Origin of the sequence: Litchfieldia alkalitelluris (assembly GCF_002153425.1) — a bacterium.
Lineage (GTDB): Bacteria > Bacillota > Bacilli > Bacillales > Salisediminibacteriaceae > Evansella > Evansella alkalicola.
This window is the reverse complement of the sequence record NZ_KZ119600.1, coordinates 2,865,754-2,881,988: the sequence shown is the minus strand read 5'-3', so window position 1 is coordinate 2,881,988 and position 16,235 is coordinate 2,865,754. Positions and strand designations below refer to the sequence as shown.

13 protein-coding genes are annotated in these 16,235 nt (G+C 37.1%); 12 read left to right on the top strand and 1 reads right to left on the bottom strand.

Going from position 1 to position 16,235, the window contains the following annotated elements; all coding sequences use genetic code 11:
• Window positions 1-8: 8 nt before the first annotated feature.
• The 3 genes from BW724_RS13795 to BW724_RS13785 all read left to right on the top strand — a co-directional run bounded on the left by BW724_RS13795 (window position 9) and on the right by BW724_RS13785 (window position 4,712).
• Window positions 9-662, top strand: coding sequence for a class I SAM-dependent methyltransferase (locus BW724_RS13795; RefSeq protein ID WP_088075770.1), 654 nt, complete (start codon window positions 9-11; stop codon window positions 660-662).
• A gap of 430 nt (window positions 663-1,092) precedes the next feature.
• The gene (locus BW724_RS13790; RefSeq protein WP_088075769.1) at window positions 1,093-2,841 is read left to right on the top strand and encodes an ABC transporter ATP-binding protein; all 1,749 of its coding nucleotides are present in this window, start codon (window positions 1,093-1,095) and stop codon (window positions 2,839-2,841) included.
• 14 nt (window positions 2,842-2,855) lie between these two features.
• A complete protein-coding gene (locus BW724_RS13785) occupies window positions 2,856-4,712 on the top strand; it encodes an ABC transporter ATP-binding protein (protein ID WP_088075768.1) in 1,857 nt (618 codons plus the stop codon).
• Window positions 4,713-4,786: 74 nt separating this feature from the next.
• Here the strand turns inward: BW724_RS13785 and BW724_RS13780 are convergent, their stop codons facing one another.
• Window positions 4,787-6,490, bottom strand: coding sequence for an Rqc2 family fibronectin-binding protein (locus tag BW724_RS13780; protein WP_088075767.1), 1,704 nt, complete (start codon window positions 6,488-6,490; stop codon window positions 4,787-4,789).
• Window positions 6,491-6,797: 307 nt separating this feature from the next.
• On the opposite strand from BW724_RS13780, the gene BW724_RS13775 reads away from it, so the two are divergent.
• The 9 genes from BW724_RS13775 to rlmN all read left to right on the top strand — a co-directional run bounded on the left by BW724_RS13775 (window position 6,798) and on the right by rlmN (window position 16,233).
• Window positions 6,798-7,679 (top strand): YicC/YloC family endoribonuclease, encoded by an 882-nt coding sequence (locus BW724_RS13775; protein WP_088075766.1) that lies wholly within the window; start codon window positions 6,798-6,800, stop codon window positions 7,677-7,679.
• 87 nt (window positions 7,680-7,766) lie between these two features.
• Window positions 7,767-8,027 carry an extracellular matrix/biofilm regulator RemA gene (remA, locus tag BW724_RS13770; protein ID WP_088075765.1) on the top strand — a complete coding sequence of 87 codons (261 nt, stop codon included), beginning with the start codon at window positions 7,767-7,769 and terminating at the stop codon, window positions 8,025-8,027.
• 218 nt (window positions 8,028-8,245) lie between these two features.
• Entirely contained in the window at window positions 8,246-8,857 is a 612-nt protein-coding gene (gene gmk, locus BW724_RS13765) for a guanylate kinase (RefSeq protein WP_088075764.1), read from the top strand.
• Window positions 8,858-8,861: 4 nt separating this feature from the next.
• On the top strand, window positions 8,862-9,065 hold the full coding sequence (rpoZ, locus tag BW724_RS13760; protein WP_088075763.1) for a DNA-directed RNA polymerase subunit omega: 204 nt from the start codon (window positions 8,862-8,864) through the stop codon (window positions 9,063-9,065).
• 111 nt (window positions 9,066-9,176) lie between these two features.
• Window positions 9,177-10,388 (top strand): bifunctional phosphopantothenoylcysteine decarboxylase/phosphopantothenate--cysteine ligase CoaBC, encoded by a 1,212-nt coding sequence (coaBC, locus tag BW724_RS13755; RefSeq protein WP_088075762.1) that lies wholly within the window; start codon window positions 9,177-9,179, stop codon window positions 10,386-10,388.
• Window positions 10,385-12,805 (top strand): primosomal protein N', encoded by a 2,421-nt coding sequence (gene priA, locus BW724_RS13750; protein ID WP_088075761.1) that lies wholly within the window; start codon window positions 10,385-10,387, stop codon window positions 12,803-12,805. Before coaBC ends, priA begins: the two co-directional genes overlap by 4 nt.
• 32 nt (window positions 12,806-12,837) lie before the next feature.
• Complete coding sequence (fmt, locus tag BW724_RS13745) at window positions 12,838-13,794, top strand: methionyl-tRNA formyltransferase (protein WP_088075760.1); 957 nt, start codon at window positions 12,838-12,840, stop codon at window positions 13,792-13,794.
• A complete protein-coding gene (gene rsmB / locus BW724_RS13740; RefSeq protein WP_176371414.1) occupies window positions 13,781-15,145 on the top strand; it encodes a 16S rRNA (cytosine(967)-C(5))-methyltransferase RsmB in 1,365 nt (454 codons plus the stop codon). The genes fmt and rsmB overlap by 14 nt, the downstream gene beginning before the upstream one ends.
• Window positions 15,142-16,233 (top strand): dual-specificity RNA methyltransferase RlmN, encoded by a 1,092-nt coding sequence (gene rlmN, locus BW724_RS13735; protein ID WP_417891362.1) that lies wholly within the window; start codon window positions 15,142-15,144, stop codon window positions 16,231-16,233. Before rsmB ends, rlmN begins: the two co-directional genes overlap by 4 nt.
• Window positions 16,234-16,235: the final 2 nt, after the last annotated feature.

Genomic DNA, 16,235 nt, shown 5'->3' with positions numbered 1-16,235 from the left:
GCTTTCTCTTGAGAAAAATACCATCTGAAGAATTTGATCAGCGAGTTGACTTTTTTGATCAAATGGCCCAAAGCACTTGGCTTTCTAAGCTCCACAATAAGTTAATTGATGATACAGGTAGCTGGAGTGGATGTAATGTCCTTGACGTGGGATGTGGGACTGGTCGATTTTTATATAGGGGAGCTACTCCAAGCACTAATATTTTCGGTATAGATATTTCTAAAGGTATGATTGAACGAGCTAAGATGCTGTCTCACTCTTATACATTTCATCATACTCCTAGTTTTCTCGTCGGAGATGCGGAGGAGCTACCATATGATGAACATACTTTTCACTTCGTTTTTTCTACATGTGTTGTATTCTTATTACCAGATCCAAGCAAAGCCCTAAATGAAATGCACCGCACTTTAAAGCAAGGTGGAAGAATTGGATTGTTAAATCCTAGCGAGCATCTAGATGAATATGTGGCAAAAGAAAAAGCCACTCAATGGGGATTGAATAAACCGGAATCAGATAGCTTATTACAATGGGGAAGGATTTCGCGCAGACGCCATATACGAGAAGAAGATATGAAATCACTTTTTACCGAAGCTGGTTTTTCAGCAATTAGGCAGTACAAGTGCCTTGACGATATTGCACTCATATCATACGCAGTTAAATAATTGAAAAAATAGGCAGGGCTCGACTTCAGTCTCATCGACAAAGTCTGCCCCTGCCCCTTTTTTTTTGTTCTAAACATGGATTTTTATCAATATAGTTGTGAAGTACGGAAAAATATCACCTTCATCTATCTTCTTCTTTCCCCATTAGCCAATGCCAATTGTTGATAATATGAAAACAAGAGTAAATGTGATAAAATTGGCACTATTCTAACGAAAATGAAATATAAACCTTTAAAATGCTCAAATAAGATGGTTTTATGATGTAGAAAAATATTTCGGAAACCGATATATTATTAATACTGTCTCTTTTAAAAATTTTGTAGATTTCTTGTTGGAACTTATTATTATCACAATCTTTCAATTTAAGGAACAATGTTTAAGAGATTTGTAGTTACCTAAAAGTATCAAGTAAAACTAGGAGGTGTATTGTTTGGATACATTTAAGCGCTTAAAGGAGTTTTATTGGCCGTATAAGCGGTATTTCTTTATTTCTATTCTTCTTTTGTTGTTAGTGACAGGGTTTACAGTTATTTATCCAATAATTCTGCAGGTCACGATTGACCATATTGTGCTTGATCAACAATATCATTTGGTCCCATACGTATCTCTTGGATTTCTATTAATAACTGCACTTAAAGGCGTTGCAGTTTATTATCATCAATTTCTTGGGGAACTCTTTGGAATCCGCTCAGTATACGAACTGAGAAACGCCCTATATCGTAAATTGCAATTTTTACCTTTTCGCTATTACGATAACGCTAGAACGGGGGACCTCATGTCACGCTTGACTGCAGATGTGGAGGGATTCCGTTTCTTTTTGTCTGCTGGGTTCGCACAATTAATTAACTTAGTAATGCTAGTAGGTTTAAGTTTAGGCATTATGTTCTATTTTAGCCCTAGCCTAGCCTTTCTAACTTTAGGTGCAATGCCATTTTTAGTTATTACGGTCTATCGTTTTGACAAAAAAGTACATCCAGCTTTTAGAAACATTCGTAAGTCACTTGCAAATATGAACACGAAAGTACAGGAAAACATCAGTGGGATGAATACAGTTAAGTCATTATCAAAAGAAGATTTTGAGATCGGTCGATTTGATGAGAAAAACTCAGATTACAAAGATAAGTTTATTTACACTTCAAGTATCTGGGCGAAGTTCTTCCCAGTTATGGAGCTTATCGGTAACATTTGTGTCGTTGTTTTATTAGGATATGGTGGTTGGCTTGTTATTAATGGACAGATCACACCAGGTGTACTCGGAGCTTTCTTTAGTCTAGTTTGGTACATTATTGGACCATTAATGGGCTTAGGATTTATTGTAAACATGTTTTCTCAGTCAAAAGCTTCGGGGGAAAGATTGTTGCAAGTATTAGATGAGGAAGAGGATATTTTTGACAATGATGGCGCTATTGAAGTGGAGCGATTAGAAGGTCATGTTCAATTTAATAATGTTTCTCATCGATATGACAGTGAAGATGAGTTAGCCTTGAAAAACATTACTTTTGATGCACCACCAGGGAAAACAATTGGCTTAATTGGGGCAACAGGTTCCGGTAAAACATCAATTACGCAACTTATATCTCGATTCTATGAACCGAACCGTGGGGAGATATTAATTGATGGACACCCATTAACAGATTATACATTAAAGTCAGTCCGACATAATATCGGTGTTGTACTGCAAGAGTCATTCTTATTCTCCTCCTCCATTAAAGATAATATATCTTATGGTTCACCAGAGGTTTCAATGGATAGAATCATTGATGCAGCTAAACGGGCACAAGCTCATGATTTTATTATGGACTTACCAAATGGATACGACACGATCTTAGGTGAAAGGGGAATGGGCCTTTCAGGTGGTCAAAAACAACGTATCGCCATTGCAAGGGCAATTTGTATTGACCCTAGTATTTTAATCTTAGATGATGCAACAAGTGCAGTAGATATGGAAACAGAAGGAAAAATTCAAGCTGCATTTAAAGAAGTAATGAAAGGACGAACAACGTTCATTATTGCACATCGAATTTCTTCCCTTATGCATGCAGATGAAATCATTGTATTAGATAACGGGGAGATTGTAGAGCGAGGAAAACATGAAGAGTTATTAAAAAATAACGGACATTATCAACATATCTATGAAATTCAATTTAAAGATAGGAAATCATTTTTACAAGAAGCGTAGGGAGGTGAACAGTTTTGTCAAATAAAGAAGAAAACAAAACATACGTAAATGAAGAAAAAGAAAGCACAGAAGACAGGACCCTTAAACGTTTCCATTATTCTACGGATACAGCAATAGAGAAGCCTTTCAACTGGAAGCAAATGTACCGTTTACTTGGTTATTTAAAGCCCTACACAAAGAAATTACTGCCCTTAGCAATTTTAGGGATGTTTTTGGCTACTGCTGTTAGACTCGCAGCACCAATGTTAATTGGTAGTTATGCCTTGCACAACATTATAGAGTATCAAGATCTTAACTTTTTATGGTTAATGGTTGGTATTTTAGTTGTCCTTTATTTACTTCAATGGATTGGGAACGCCCTTAGAATATTTTATATGAACAAAGTGGGACAGCATGTTATTTTTGATTTGAGAAAAAGTCTATTTGATCACATTCAACGGTTATCACACCGCTTTTTTGATCAACGTTCAGCTGGTTCTATCCTTGTTAGGGTGACTAACGATGTTAACTCACTTCAAGATTTGTTTACAAACGGGGTTATTAATCTATTGATGGACTTAATTATGCTGTTCGGGATTATTTTCTTACTATTTGTTATTAGTCCAGAACTAACTTTAGCCATAATGGTTATTTTACCAATCATGTTCTTAATCTCAACGAAGCTAAGAAGGAAAATTCGCCGATCTTGGCAAGATGTAAGGATTAAGCAGGCAATAATTAACTCCCACTTGAATGAAAGTATTCAAGGGATAAGAGTTACGCAATCGTATACACAAGAAAAAGAAAATATTGGATTCTTTAATAAAATGAATCATGAAAATTTCCAAGCATGGAGAAATGCTACTCAAAAAAATGCGATGTTCCGTCCATTTGTTGAAATGAGTGGTGCCATTGGGACAGCAGTCTTACTTTGGTATGGGGTATTCTTGATTCAAAATGGTTCCATCACAATTGGGGACTTCATGTCATTCGCTATTTACATTGGAATGTTCTGGGAGCCAATATCTCGATTAGGTCAAGTCTATAATCAATTGTTAGTCGGAATGGCGTCTTCAGAAAGAATATTTGAGTTTTTAGATGAAAAACCATCTGTTCCTGAAAAAGCAAAAGCGAAGAAACTGAAAGAAATTGATGGGAAAATTCAATTTGAAAACGTTGAATTTGCTTATAATGAAGAGCGAAAAGCACTAAATAATATTAGCTTGACGATGGATCCTGGTTCTACAGTTGCCCTCGTTGGCCATACGGGAAGCGGTAAAACAACGATTGTTAATCTAATTACGCGTTTCTATGATCCGACTAAGGGTAGAGTTACTTTAGATGGTCACGATTTGAGGGACATCTCCCTTGAAAGTCTTCGTGAAAAAGTAAGTATCGTGCTTCAAGATACATTTATCTTCTCTGGTACGATCATGGATAATATTAGATTTGGAAACCCTAGTGCAACGGATGAGGAAGTAATTGAGGCTGCTAAAACGGTAGGTGCTGATAAATTTATAACTCAGCTAAAAAACGGCTATGATACAGAAGTGGAAGAAAGGGGTAACGTCCTTTCAGTTGGAGAGAGACAACTGTTATCCTTCGCCCGTGCCTTATTAGCTGATCCACAAATTTTAATCTTAGATGAAGCGACAGCCTCTATTGATACAGAGACTGAGCAAGTCATTCAAGAAGCATTAAAACGTCTCCTTAAAGGACGTACAGCAATCATGATCGCCCATCGTCTATCTACGATTCGCGAAGCTGATAATATCATCGTTTTGGAACAAGGTAATATAATCGAGCAAGGGAATCATGAAGAGTTAATGGAACAAAAAGGGGAGTATTATTCCCTTGTAAAAGCACAATTTAAAGTTCTGGATGCTGGATAAAAAACTAGAAGAGGCTGGGACTCATATCATATATGAAGTTCCGCCTCTTCTTTTTTATTTAGCTGACGTGAAAATTATTTTTTTAGCTTTCTAACTACCTCTTCATCTGGTGTTACATATACCGTAGTTTGATTATCATAAATCACATACCCAGGCTTAGATCCGTTTGGTTTTTTTACATGCCTTATTAGAGTGTAGTCTACAGGAACTTGACTAGAACTACGCGCTTTACTAAAGTAGGCTGCAAGATTAGCTGCTTCCATCAAGGTATCATTACCGAATTCCTCACTGCGTATGACTACATGAGATCCAGGAATATCTTTTGTGTGAAGCCATGTATCATTTTGTCGTGCTAGTCGGTTTGTCAAATACTCATTTTGCTTGTTGTTTTTTCCAACAAATACATCAATACCTTCTGAAGATACGTAGTGTTCGAGAACAGGTTTTTCATTTTTTTTCTTTTGTTTCTTTTGGGCCCGTTTCTTTAAGTAACCCTCTTCAGCAAGCTCATCCCTAATATCTTCAATGTCCTTAGGCGCGGCTGTCTCCACCTGTTGAATGATTTGATCAAGGTATTCCATCTCTTCGATTGCTTTTTCAATTTGCTCTTCCACAACAGCAACTGAATTTTTTAGCTTGTGATAACGTTTAAAATACAATTGCGCGTTTTCTGAAGGAGACTTTTGAATATCAAGGGGAATAGTGACTTCCTTCTGGTCAGGGTCATAATAGTCCGTAACCGTAATCTCTTTTTCGCCCCCCTTTATTAAATGCATATGAGCAGTTAAGAGCTCACCAAAGTGCTGCTGTTTTTGTGCTTTTTCTGCGTCTGTTAAGGTTTTCTCTAGCTTCTTAATTTTTTTCTTATTTTTGTTATATTCGTTTCTTAAAAATTTCTCTAAATCATTTGCTTGTTGTTTTACACGATCACGTTCTGCCTTACCATGAAAGTACCGATCAAGTAATTCATGTACAGAGTCAAATTCCTTTTTTTGTCCATTTAAATGGGATAAATGAATAACAGAAAAATATTCTTTATCACCAATCACCATTTGAGGGGTGTATTGATGACCTTTAATTGGTTGAAGTACTTCAAAAAAGGCAGGGGGAATCGTCTCCTGATTAGAGAATTTTGCCCTATACATAATCTCTTTAATTACTTGTGGAGAGAAGCCACTGAACGTATCAATTAGCTGTTGATCCACCTTCCCCATATTAAATCGTAATTTTCTCTTTAAATCATCTTCCGTTGCTTCCAATGGATTCAGCTTATCTAGATGAGGTGGTTCTTTATATGCTTGACCAGGTAATACTGTTCGATAGGATGATACGGACGGTGGAATATGCTTAATACTATCTATTATTGTGGAACTATCCGTATCTACAAATAGAATATTACTATGACGTCCCATTAATTCTATGATTAACTTTTTGTAAGACACATCCCCTAGTTCATTTCTCCCTTTAAAGGAGAATGTTACAATTCTTTCCAATCCCTGCTGTTCAATTCCTTGCAAGATACTACCTTCTAAATGCTTTCGTAATAGCATGCAAAACATTGGTGGTTCTTTCGGATTTTCATATTTTTCATTGGTTAGATGAAACCTCGAAAAAGATGGATTAACAGATAGGAAAAGGGAATGGTTTCTTCCGTTTGCACGAACTGTAATAACTAAGTCTGTTTTATATGGTTGATGTATTTTAGTGATGCGGCCAGTTATGATTTTATTTTGTAAATCGTGGGTAACTGCCCGAGTGACAATTCCATCAAATGACATATATGTACACCTCCTAAAGGCAATATAATATTTATTATCTTGTTAGCAATAATCCCTAATTGTCAGACGGGATACCTACCTATTATACCAAAGCTAGTCTCATCTTTAAATTGTGAAAGAATGATGAGGGGAATATCAGACTCTGCTAGAAATTTGAAGTAATCTGAAGTTTTCCAAATGTAATTAATAAAAAACTGCTTATTTATCTATAATAAGGCTAAATTATAAAAAAATATTATCTGAAATGACACTTAGACTTGTTGTAATCTATAAAATTGTTTAGAATATAAATGTGGATGTGATAGAAATGATTACAAGTATGACAGGATATGGTCGTTCTTTAAAGGAAAATGGGGATTCTCAGCTTACAGTGGAAATGAGGGCAGTAAATCATCGTTTTTGCGAAATAAACGTGAGGATGCCAAAACAATTATTCTTTATGGAGGATCAGATAAAGAAGCTTATTACCCGATATGTTAGACGGGGAAAAGTGGACGTTTTTATTAATTTAAATGGAGAAGGGACAGCAAACCGTACATTGATGGTAGATTGGGAACTCTTTCATCAGTACCATAAAACCTTTGAAAGAATGGCAGAATCATATGTTACTTCAAAAGCATTTCCTGTTGACCAACTACTGCTTAATGAAAATGTAGTTGAAATAAAGGAAGCAACCGATGTTTCTGAGGATTTACAAAATCTGACCCTATTAGCTACGGAGGAAGCTTGTCAGCAATTGGTAAGCATGCGTAAAAGGGAAGGACAGGAACTTTATGAGGATTTGAAGAATCGAATCAATAAAATGAATAATTGGGCAAAAGAACTTAAAGAGTATGCTCCTACTGTTCAAAACAGTTATCGTGAACGACTCTCAAAACGTGTGAGAGAATTTATTGATGGGAGTCTTAATATTGACGAGACTCGAATCCTAACAGAGGTTGCAATTTATGCAGATAAGTCTGATATTCAAGAAGAGTTAACTAGAATTGAAAGTCACGTAAAGCAGTTTGGACAAATATTGGAAGAAGATGACGTTGTGGGAAGAAAGCTTGACTTTATTGTTCAGGAACTAAACCGTGAGTCTAATACAATAGGTTCCAAAGCAAATGATATTTCCATAAGTCAAACGGTCGTTCAAATGAAATCTGAGCTAGAAAAAATACGTGAACAAGTTCAGAATGTAGAATAACGTCTCACATTAACTAATAATAATTGTAAGTATTAATTATTCATACTGTAGATTATTAATTTAATAGAAGTTAGGGGAAATGGACACATGGATATTCGACTAATAAATATTGGCTTTGGGAATATTGTTTCAGCAAACAGAATTATTTCAATCGTAAGTCCAGAATCAGCACCAATTAAACGAATCATCACAGAAGCAAGGGACCGCAACATGTTAGTTGATGCTACATATGGGAGAAGGACTAGGGCAGTAATTATTGCTGATAGTGATCACGTAATTCTTTCAGCAGTTCAACCTGAAACTGTAGCACAGCGCGTATTTAATAAAGATGAGTTAGCTGAAGAATAGTATGATACCATCGGATTTATCCGATGGTTTTATTATGAAATTCCACTAATATATTCATTGAAGGCTTTGTTAATGGTAGCCTCCCTGGAAATAGAAGTAACTTCAATTTTTAACGAATCATCATTTTAAACACATTTTTTTGTTAATTCTCTTGAACATTAGTTAAAATAATGATAAAACATGGAGAGACACTTGTCTTAGTGGAGGTAACTGTATATATGAAAAGAGATAAAGGATTACTAATCGTTCTCTCCGGCCCTTCTGGTGTAGGAAAAGGAACGGTTTGTGGAGCGTTAAGGCAGCATGATACACATATTCGATATTCAGTATCAGCAACAACACGAAAGCCACGTCAAGGTGAAGTGGATGGTGTTAATTACTTTTTTAAGTCAAAAGAAGAATTTGAACATATGATTGAAAATAATCAGCTTTTAGAATGGGCAAAATATGTTGATAATTATTATGGGACTCCTCGAAAGTATGTAGAGGATACAATTGCTTTAGGCCATGATGTTATTCTTGAAATTGAAGTACAAGGGGCATTACAAGTCAGGGAAACTTTCCCGGAAGGTGTCTTTATTTTCCTGATGCCACCAAGCTTGAAGGAGCTTCGTAGCCGTATTGAAAATAGAGGGACCGAGACGAAGGATCTCATTGATAGCCGCATGACTGTTGCTCAGGAAGAAATTGAATTAATGGACAAATATGACTACGTAGTGGAAAATGATGAAGTAGAGGCAGCTGTGGAGCGTATAAAATCCATCGTAACTGCTGAGAATTGCAGAAAAGAACGATTAATTGACAAATACAAACAACTAGTCAAGGAGTGATAACATGTTAAACCCATCTATAGACTCTTTAATGACAAAAATTGATTCAAAGTATACCCTTGTTACTGTTTCCGCACACCGTGCTCGACAACTTAGGGAAACACCTGAAGTATATCAGAAAACTGCAAAGTCTAAATCAGTAAACTTCGTTGGGATGGCTTTAGAAGAAATTGATGCAGAAAAATTATCATATAGGCAAAAGGACTAAAGTATAAAAGCAACCTGTAGAAAGGTTGTTTTTTCTTTTGTTTTTACGAATGTTTTAGTATCGTAGTAAATAGTAAACTAACACGGAAAATATGCTGGAGGTTGAGGGAAATTGGAGAAGAGAAAGATATTACTTTGTGTTTCAGGCGGAATTGCAGTTTTTAAGGCGGCGGCGTTAACTAGCAAATTAGTTCAAGCAGGTTTTAGTGTTAAGGTAGCTATGACTGAGTCTGCTACGGAATTCGTGACACCCATGACATTTCAAGCATTATCTAGGGATTATGTATATACAAATACATTTGACGAAAAGGACCCCGCTAAAATTGCACATATAGATATTGCGGACTGGGCTGATTTAGTGTTGATTGCTCCAGCAACTGCAAATATCATAGCTAAGCTAGCTAATGGTATTGCAGATGATATGGTATCTACAACACTTTTAGCCACAACTGCACCAGTTTTAATTGCTCCAGCAATGAATGTACATATGTATCAGCATCCAGCTGTAACAAAGAATATGAACACATTATCTAGCTATGGTTATGAATTTGTTGAGCCTAATGAAGGGTATTTAGCTTGTGGATACGAAGGGAAAGGTCGCATGGCAGAACCTGAAGAATTAGTAAAGGTTGTACAAAATCATTTTGTAAAAAGGGACAACCCCTCCTGGCATGGTAGGAAAGTATTAGTTACAGCAGGACCTACTAGGGAAACGATAGATCCAGTACGTTTTTTTACAAATCGATCGTCTGGGAAGATGGGATATGCAATCGCCGAGGAAGCGGCTGCGAGAGGTGCTAATGTAACACTTGTGTCAGGGCCAACTAGCTTGTCGGTACCACACGGTGTCAATCTTATTTCCGTAGAATCAGCAGAAGAAATGTATCAAACTGTAACTGCTTGTGCTAAGGATAATGAAATGATTATTAAATGTGCTGCAGTAGCAGATTATCGGCCAAAAAATACGTTTAATCAAAAGATAAAGAAGAAAGATGGGGAATGGGAAATTGAAATGGAACGAACTCAGGATATATTAAAGGAACTTGGTGCAAACCGTCAACCTCGTCAGACTCTAGTAGGCTTTGCTGCAGAGTCACATGATATGGAAGTCTATGCTAAGAAGAAAATGGAATCTAAAAATGTAGATATGATTGTAGCTAATTCTATTACTAGCCCTGGTTCTGGATTTCAAGGAGATACAAATGAGGTTACGTTATTTAAAAGAAACGGCGAAGTAGATGATGTGCCTATGACAACGAAAGTCGAAGCAGCTAAGAGAATATTAGATGCTGCAATGAGTATTCATATGGAGCGTCTAAAATGATTGCTAAGGTTATTGTGGATGTGTCAACTAATCAGACAGACAGGTTATTCGATTATCTCATACTGGATGAATATATGGATACTGTTGTACCTGGATTACGTGTTGTCGTTCCATTTGGTCCACGGAAAGTGCAAGGCTTTGTTATTGAAATTTCCGAGACAAGTGAATATCCACTTGATAAATTAAAGCCTATTCAAGAGTTAGTAGATGTTAAACCACCAATAACTAAAGAATTGTTGTCATTATCTGAATGGCTTAAAAATGAAACTTTATCACATCATATTTCTGTGCTAAAGGTAATGCTCCCAGCTGCAATGCGGGCAAAATACAAAAAGCAACTATGGCTTAATACATCAATTGCTACAGAGGAATCAGCCTCTTTTTTCCGTAAAAAGGACGCTCCCATTGACTGGGATGAATTTCAAAAGAAAGCCAAAACAATGGAACGGAAAATGATGGCCACTTTTATTAAAAATAATGAGGTTACAGTTCAACCTATTGTGGGCACACATGAAACGAAGAAAAAGAGGGTGGCCGTTAAATCAGCTTATACGAAGGCACAGTTGCATGATTTACTCGAAACTTTGAATAAAGGGGCTAAAAAGCAGCGCGAGCTAATACAGTTTTTTATAAATAATAATAGCAATCCGATACCAGTAGTAGATCTCATTAGTGAAGTAAAGACATCAAGAAGTACGATAAAATCTCTTGTCGAAAAAGGAATACTTGTTGAAGAAGAGATGGAGTTAAGGCGGGATCCATATGAAGGCAGGGAATTTACGAAAAGTAAGCCACTGCCATTAACAGAGGAACAGGGAATAGTTCTTCAGTCAATTAGTGAATCATTAAATAATGAAATACATCGTACATTCTTGTTACGAGGGGTGACAGGTAGCGGGAAAACTGAAGTTTATCTACAAGCAATTGAAAAGGCTTTGTCGTTGGGGAAAGAAGCGATTGTATTGGTTCCAGAAATATCATTAACGCCCCAAATGGTAACGAGATTTAAGGAAAGGTTTGGGTCAGCTGTTGCCGTTCTCCATAGTGCATTATCTAAGGGAGAGAAATATGATGAGTGGAAGAGAATCAGTGATAAGGAAGTGAGTGTGGCAGTAGGGGCACGTTCTGCTATTTTTGCGCCATTTGAGAATTTAGGTATGATCATCATCGATGAAGAGCATGAGACAAGTTATAAACAGGAAGAGTCCCCACGTTATCATGCAAGGGATGTTGCTATAAAACGTGGCGAATATTATCAATGCCCAGTGATATTAGGAAGTGCGACACCTTCGTTGGAAAGCTATGCCAGGGCAAAAAAAGGTGTTTACCAACTTGTGACTATGGAAAAAAGGGTCAATGATGTGAGAATGCCTGTTGTGACAATCACTGATATGAGGGAAGAGTTGCGCCAAGGGAATAGATCGATGTTTTCCAATGGTCTTCTTGATGCCATGAAAGTGCGATTAGAAAGAAGGGAGCAAATCGTTCTTTTTTTAAACCGTAGAGGGTATTCTACCTTTATAATGTGTCGAGACTGTGGGTACGTAGCAGAATGTCCACATTGTGATATTTCTTTAACTTATCACAGGGCAAACCAATCCCTCCAATGTCATTATTGTGGACATGTTGAAACTGTACCATCTCGTTGTCCTGATTGTGAAGGGGAATCTATCCGTTTTTTTGGATCAGGGACTCAGAAGGTAGAGGAAGAGCTAATAAAGGTTCTTCCTAATATACGTGTCATTCGGATGGACGTAGATACTACGAGAAAAAAAGGTTCACATGAGAAGCTACTAGAGAAATTTGGTAAAGGGGAAGGGGACGTCTTGTTAGGTACGCAGATGATTGCGAAAGGGCTTGATTTCCCTAACATCACCCTTGTAGGCGTTTTGGCGGCTGATTCCATGTTACATTTGCCGGATTTTAGGTCAGCAGAACGAACCTTTCAACTCCTTACCCAAGTTAGTGGCCGAGCAGGAAGGCATGAAAAACCTGGTGAAGTTATTATTCAAACCTATACGCCAGACCATTATAGTATACAAGATGTAAAACAGCATGATTTTGTTTCGTTTTTTCAAAAGGAAATGATGGTTAGGAAACAAGGCGGCTATCCACCGTATTATTACTTAACCTTAATTCACGTTAGTGACGTGGATTTAACAAATGTTGTTGCTGTTACAGAAAAAATAACGAACTTTTTAAAGGGGGAGCTTTCTGAAGATACGATGGTCTATGGACCAGTGGCTTCAGCTATACCTCGAATCAAAGATAGATATAGGTATCAATGCATGATAAAATACAAAGTTGAACCGAAGTTGACGCAAACTTTACAAGAGATTATAAAAACATATCAAGGAGAAATGAGCCGAAGTAATCTATCGATCGTCATTGATTCCAATCCTTATATGATGCTATAAGGCAATTTCGTTAAAGAAAGAGAGGAATTTGTATGAAAGCAGTGTTTATGGGTACACCTGATTTTGCTGTGCCTGTTTTAGATGGTTTAGTTGAAAAAGGGTATGAAATAAGCTTAGTAGTTACCCAACCAGACCGTCCAAAAGGGAGAAAACAAGAATTAACTCCGCCCCCAGTTAAGGTTGCAGCTATCAAGCATGGTATTCCGGTCTTTCAACCTGAGAAGATTAAGCATGAAGAAGAATGGAAACGTGTGGAAAAAGAATCCCCTGATATTATCATTACTTGTGCCTTTGGACAAATATTGCCAAAGGGGTTATTGGATGTGCCCCCACTTGGGTGTGTTAATGTCCATGCATCTTTACTACCTAAATACCGTGGTGGAGCACCGATCCATCAGGCTGTAATAGATGGTGAGAAGGAGACTGGTATTACGATTATGTATATGGTAGAAAAATTAGATGCAGGTGATATTTTATCCCAACGTACTATTCCTATAGAAGACACTGATACTACAGGTACAATGCATGATAAACTAAGTAAGGTTGGGGCTGAGTTGTTACTAGACACTTTACCTGAATTAGAAGCTGGTACGATTATGGCTGAGGAGCAGGATGAGGCAGATGTCACTTATGCCCCAAATATAACGAAGGACAAAGAGAAAATAGATTGGTCACGAACTGCTGGATATATATATAATCAAGTCCGCGGATTAAATCCTTGGCCAGTTGCATATACAATGGTTGGAGAAAAACGTATGAAAATCTGGTGGACAGAAAAAACTGATAATGATACGGACGAAAAGCCAGGAACAGTTATTCAAATTGAGGATAATGGGTTGCACGTTGCCTGTGGGGATAACACCGTATTAAAGCTCACAGAGATCCAACCTTCTGGTAAAAAAAGAATGGACGTAAAGACGTTTTTACTCGGAGCAGGAAAAGGTTGGACTGAAGGAAAAATGTTAGGAGAGAATGATGAAACAAGGTAATGTAAGGGAAGCAGTACTTGATTTGCTATTAAAAATTGAGAAAAACCAGGCTTATAGCAATCTTCTTATTAATGATACGATAAAAAAATCTCAACTAAATCCAAAGGACATCCCTTTACTAACTGAATTAGTATACGGGACATTACAGCATCAACGCACATTGGATTTTTATTTACAGCACTTTTCTAAACGCCCATTAGGAAAACTGGACACATGGGTTCATATTCTATTACGCTTCACCCTATACCAAATGGTATATTTAGATAGGATTCCAGATAGGGCAGCAATACACGAAGCAGTACAAATTTCCAAAAAACGGGGACACCAGGGTATATCAGGTATGATAAATGGTATTTTACGTTCTATTCAACGTGAGGGAATACCTAAAACGGAAAAAATAAAAGATGCTGATGAGAGACTAGCAATAGAAACAAGTCACCCTGATTGGATGATTTCCCGTTGGATCAAGCAATTTGGTAAAGAAAAAACTGAGGCAATTGCAAAAGCAAATCTAACCCATCCAATACATAGTGCGAGGGTTAATAGGACAAAGACCACCGTTGATGAGGTGCTTCAGTCCTTAGAACAGGCTGGAATTGATGCTGAAAAAAGTAAACAAGTCCCTGAAAGTATCACTATTTCAAAAGGTTCTCTCGCCGGGACATCTGCTTTTAGCGATGGTCTTATAACGATTCAAGATGAAGGTTCTATGCTGGTAGCCCATATCATGTCTCCACAAAAAGGAGAAACAATTTTAGATGCATGTGCTGCACCAGGTGGAAAATCGACACACATCGCTGAGATGATGGAGAATACGGGGGAAGTTGTTTCCTTAGATATCCATAAACATAAGGTGGGGCTAATTGATCAACAGGTGAAAAGATTAGGTTTAAAAAATATTCATACAGAAGTAATGGACGCTCGCCATGCAGGTAAAAAATTTGAAGCAGAAAGTTTTGATCGTATTTTAATAGATGCACCTTGCTCGGGTCTTGGTGTCATTCAACGTAAACCTGATTTGAAATGGACGAAGTCAGCAGACGATGTGAAACGACTATCACAAATTCAACTAGCTATTTTAGATGCTGTTTGGCCACTCCTCAAACAAGGAGGCAGATTGGTCTATAGTACATGTACAGTTGATATGGAAGAAAATCACGAAGTAATATCAACTTTTATAAATAATAATGATGATTCTAAATTAGACAAGGATATGTATAAAAGGCTTCCTGATGCCTTTCTGAACTGTTCAGGTTTAAAACCAGGAATGCTCCAACTCTTCCCAGGAGAAAAGGGGACGGATGGATTTTTTATTTCATCTGTATGTAAAACAATTAAAGGTGGGTCATGATGTTAGAATTAGAAGGAAAAGCAGAAACTAATGAAGAAGTAAAACCTTCATTATACTCCTTAACATTTGATGAATTATCAAATTGGTTAAAGGAGAATGGAGAGCCAGTATTTCGTGCAAAACAAATCTATGATTGGTTGTACGTAAAACGTGTTTCAACATTTGAAAAAATGACAAATTTATCAAAGGATTTAAGGGAAAAGCTGTCGAATCAATATTCACTAACGACTTTAAAAACAATTACTTCTCAAACTTCAAAGGATGGAACAATCAAATTTCTCTTTGAACTTCGAGATGGATACTCTATTGAAACGGTTGTAATGCGCCATGACTATGGAAATAGTGTTTGTGTTACAACTCAAGTTGGGTGTCGTCTTGGGTGTACGTTTTGTGCTTCTACTTTAGGTGGTTTGAAGCGTAATTTAGAAGCAGGAGAAATAGTTGCACAAGTCCTACAGGCCCAAAAGTTTCTTGATGACGAAGGTGCAAGGGTAGATTCTATTGTTGTAATGGGAATTGGTGAGCCGTTTGACAACTATGATGAACTTATGAGATTTCTTCGTACTGTCAATCATGATAATGGTCTTAATATTGGTGCGAGACATATTACAGTATCTACGAGTGGAGTAGTACCTAAAATCTATCAATTTGCAGAGGAGCAGCTTCAAATTAATTTTGCAATTTCACTCCATGCAGCAGATACAGAAACAAGGTCAAGGTTAATGCCAATTAATAGGGCGTATCCAGTTGATAAGTTAATGAAATCTATTCGTTATTACGTGGAAAAAACAGGTCGAAGAATTACTTTTGAATACGGTTTGTTTGGAGGTGTCAATGATACGGTTGAAGATGCAGAGAAATTAGCTGATCTTATTAAAGGGCTTAAATGTCATGTTAACTTAATACCGGTTAATGATGTTTTGGAAAGGGATTATGTCCGCACACCTGTGGACCAAATATTTGAATTTGAGAGGACACTTAAAAATAGAGGGATAAATGTAACGATTCGAAGGGAACAAGGCCATGATATTGATGCTGCTTGTGGACAACTTCGAGCGAAGGAGCGGAAAGAAGAAACGAGGGGATAAGC

What these genes read in the sequence shown, in the direction of transcription:
- BW724_RS13780 (WP_088075767.1), bottom strand. Translation starts at nt 6,490, where the DNA reads ATGTCATTTGATGGAATTGTCACTCGGGCAGTTACCCACGATTTACAA.
- BW724_RS13775 (WP_088075766.1), top strand. Translation starts at nt 6,798, where the DNA reads ATGATTACAAGTATGACAGGATATGGTCGTTCTTTAAAGGAAAATGGG.
- remA (WP_088075765.1), top strand. Translation starts at nt 7,767, where the DNA reads ATGGATATTCGACTAATAAATATTGGCTTTGGGAATATTGTTTCAGCA.
- gmk (WP_088075764.1), top strand. Translation starts at nt 8,246, where the DNA reads ATGAAAAGAGATAAAGGATTACTAATCGTTCTCTCCGGCCCTTCTGGT.
- rpoZ (WP_088075763.1), top strand. Translation starts at nt 8,862, where the DNA reads ATGTTAAACCCATCTATAGACTCTTTAATGACAAAAATTGATTCAAAG.
- priA (WP_088075761.1), top strand. Translation starts at nt 10,385, where the DNA reads ATGATTGCTAAGGTTATTGTGGATGTGTCAACTAATCAGACAGACAGG.
- fmt (WP_088075760.1), top strand. Translation starts at nt 12,838, where the DNA reads ATGAAAGCAGTGTTTATGGGTACACCTGATTTTGCTGTGCCTGTTTTA.
- rsmB (WP_176371414.1), top strand. Translation starts at nt 13,781, where the DNA reads ATGAAACAAGGTAATGTAAGGGAAGCAGTACTTGATTTGCTATTAAAA.
- rlmN (WP_417891362.1), top strand. Translation starts at nt 15,142, where the DNA reads ATGATGTTAGAATTAGAAGGAAAAGCAGAAACTAATGAAGAAGTAAAA.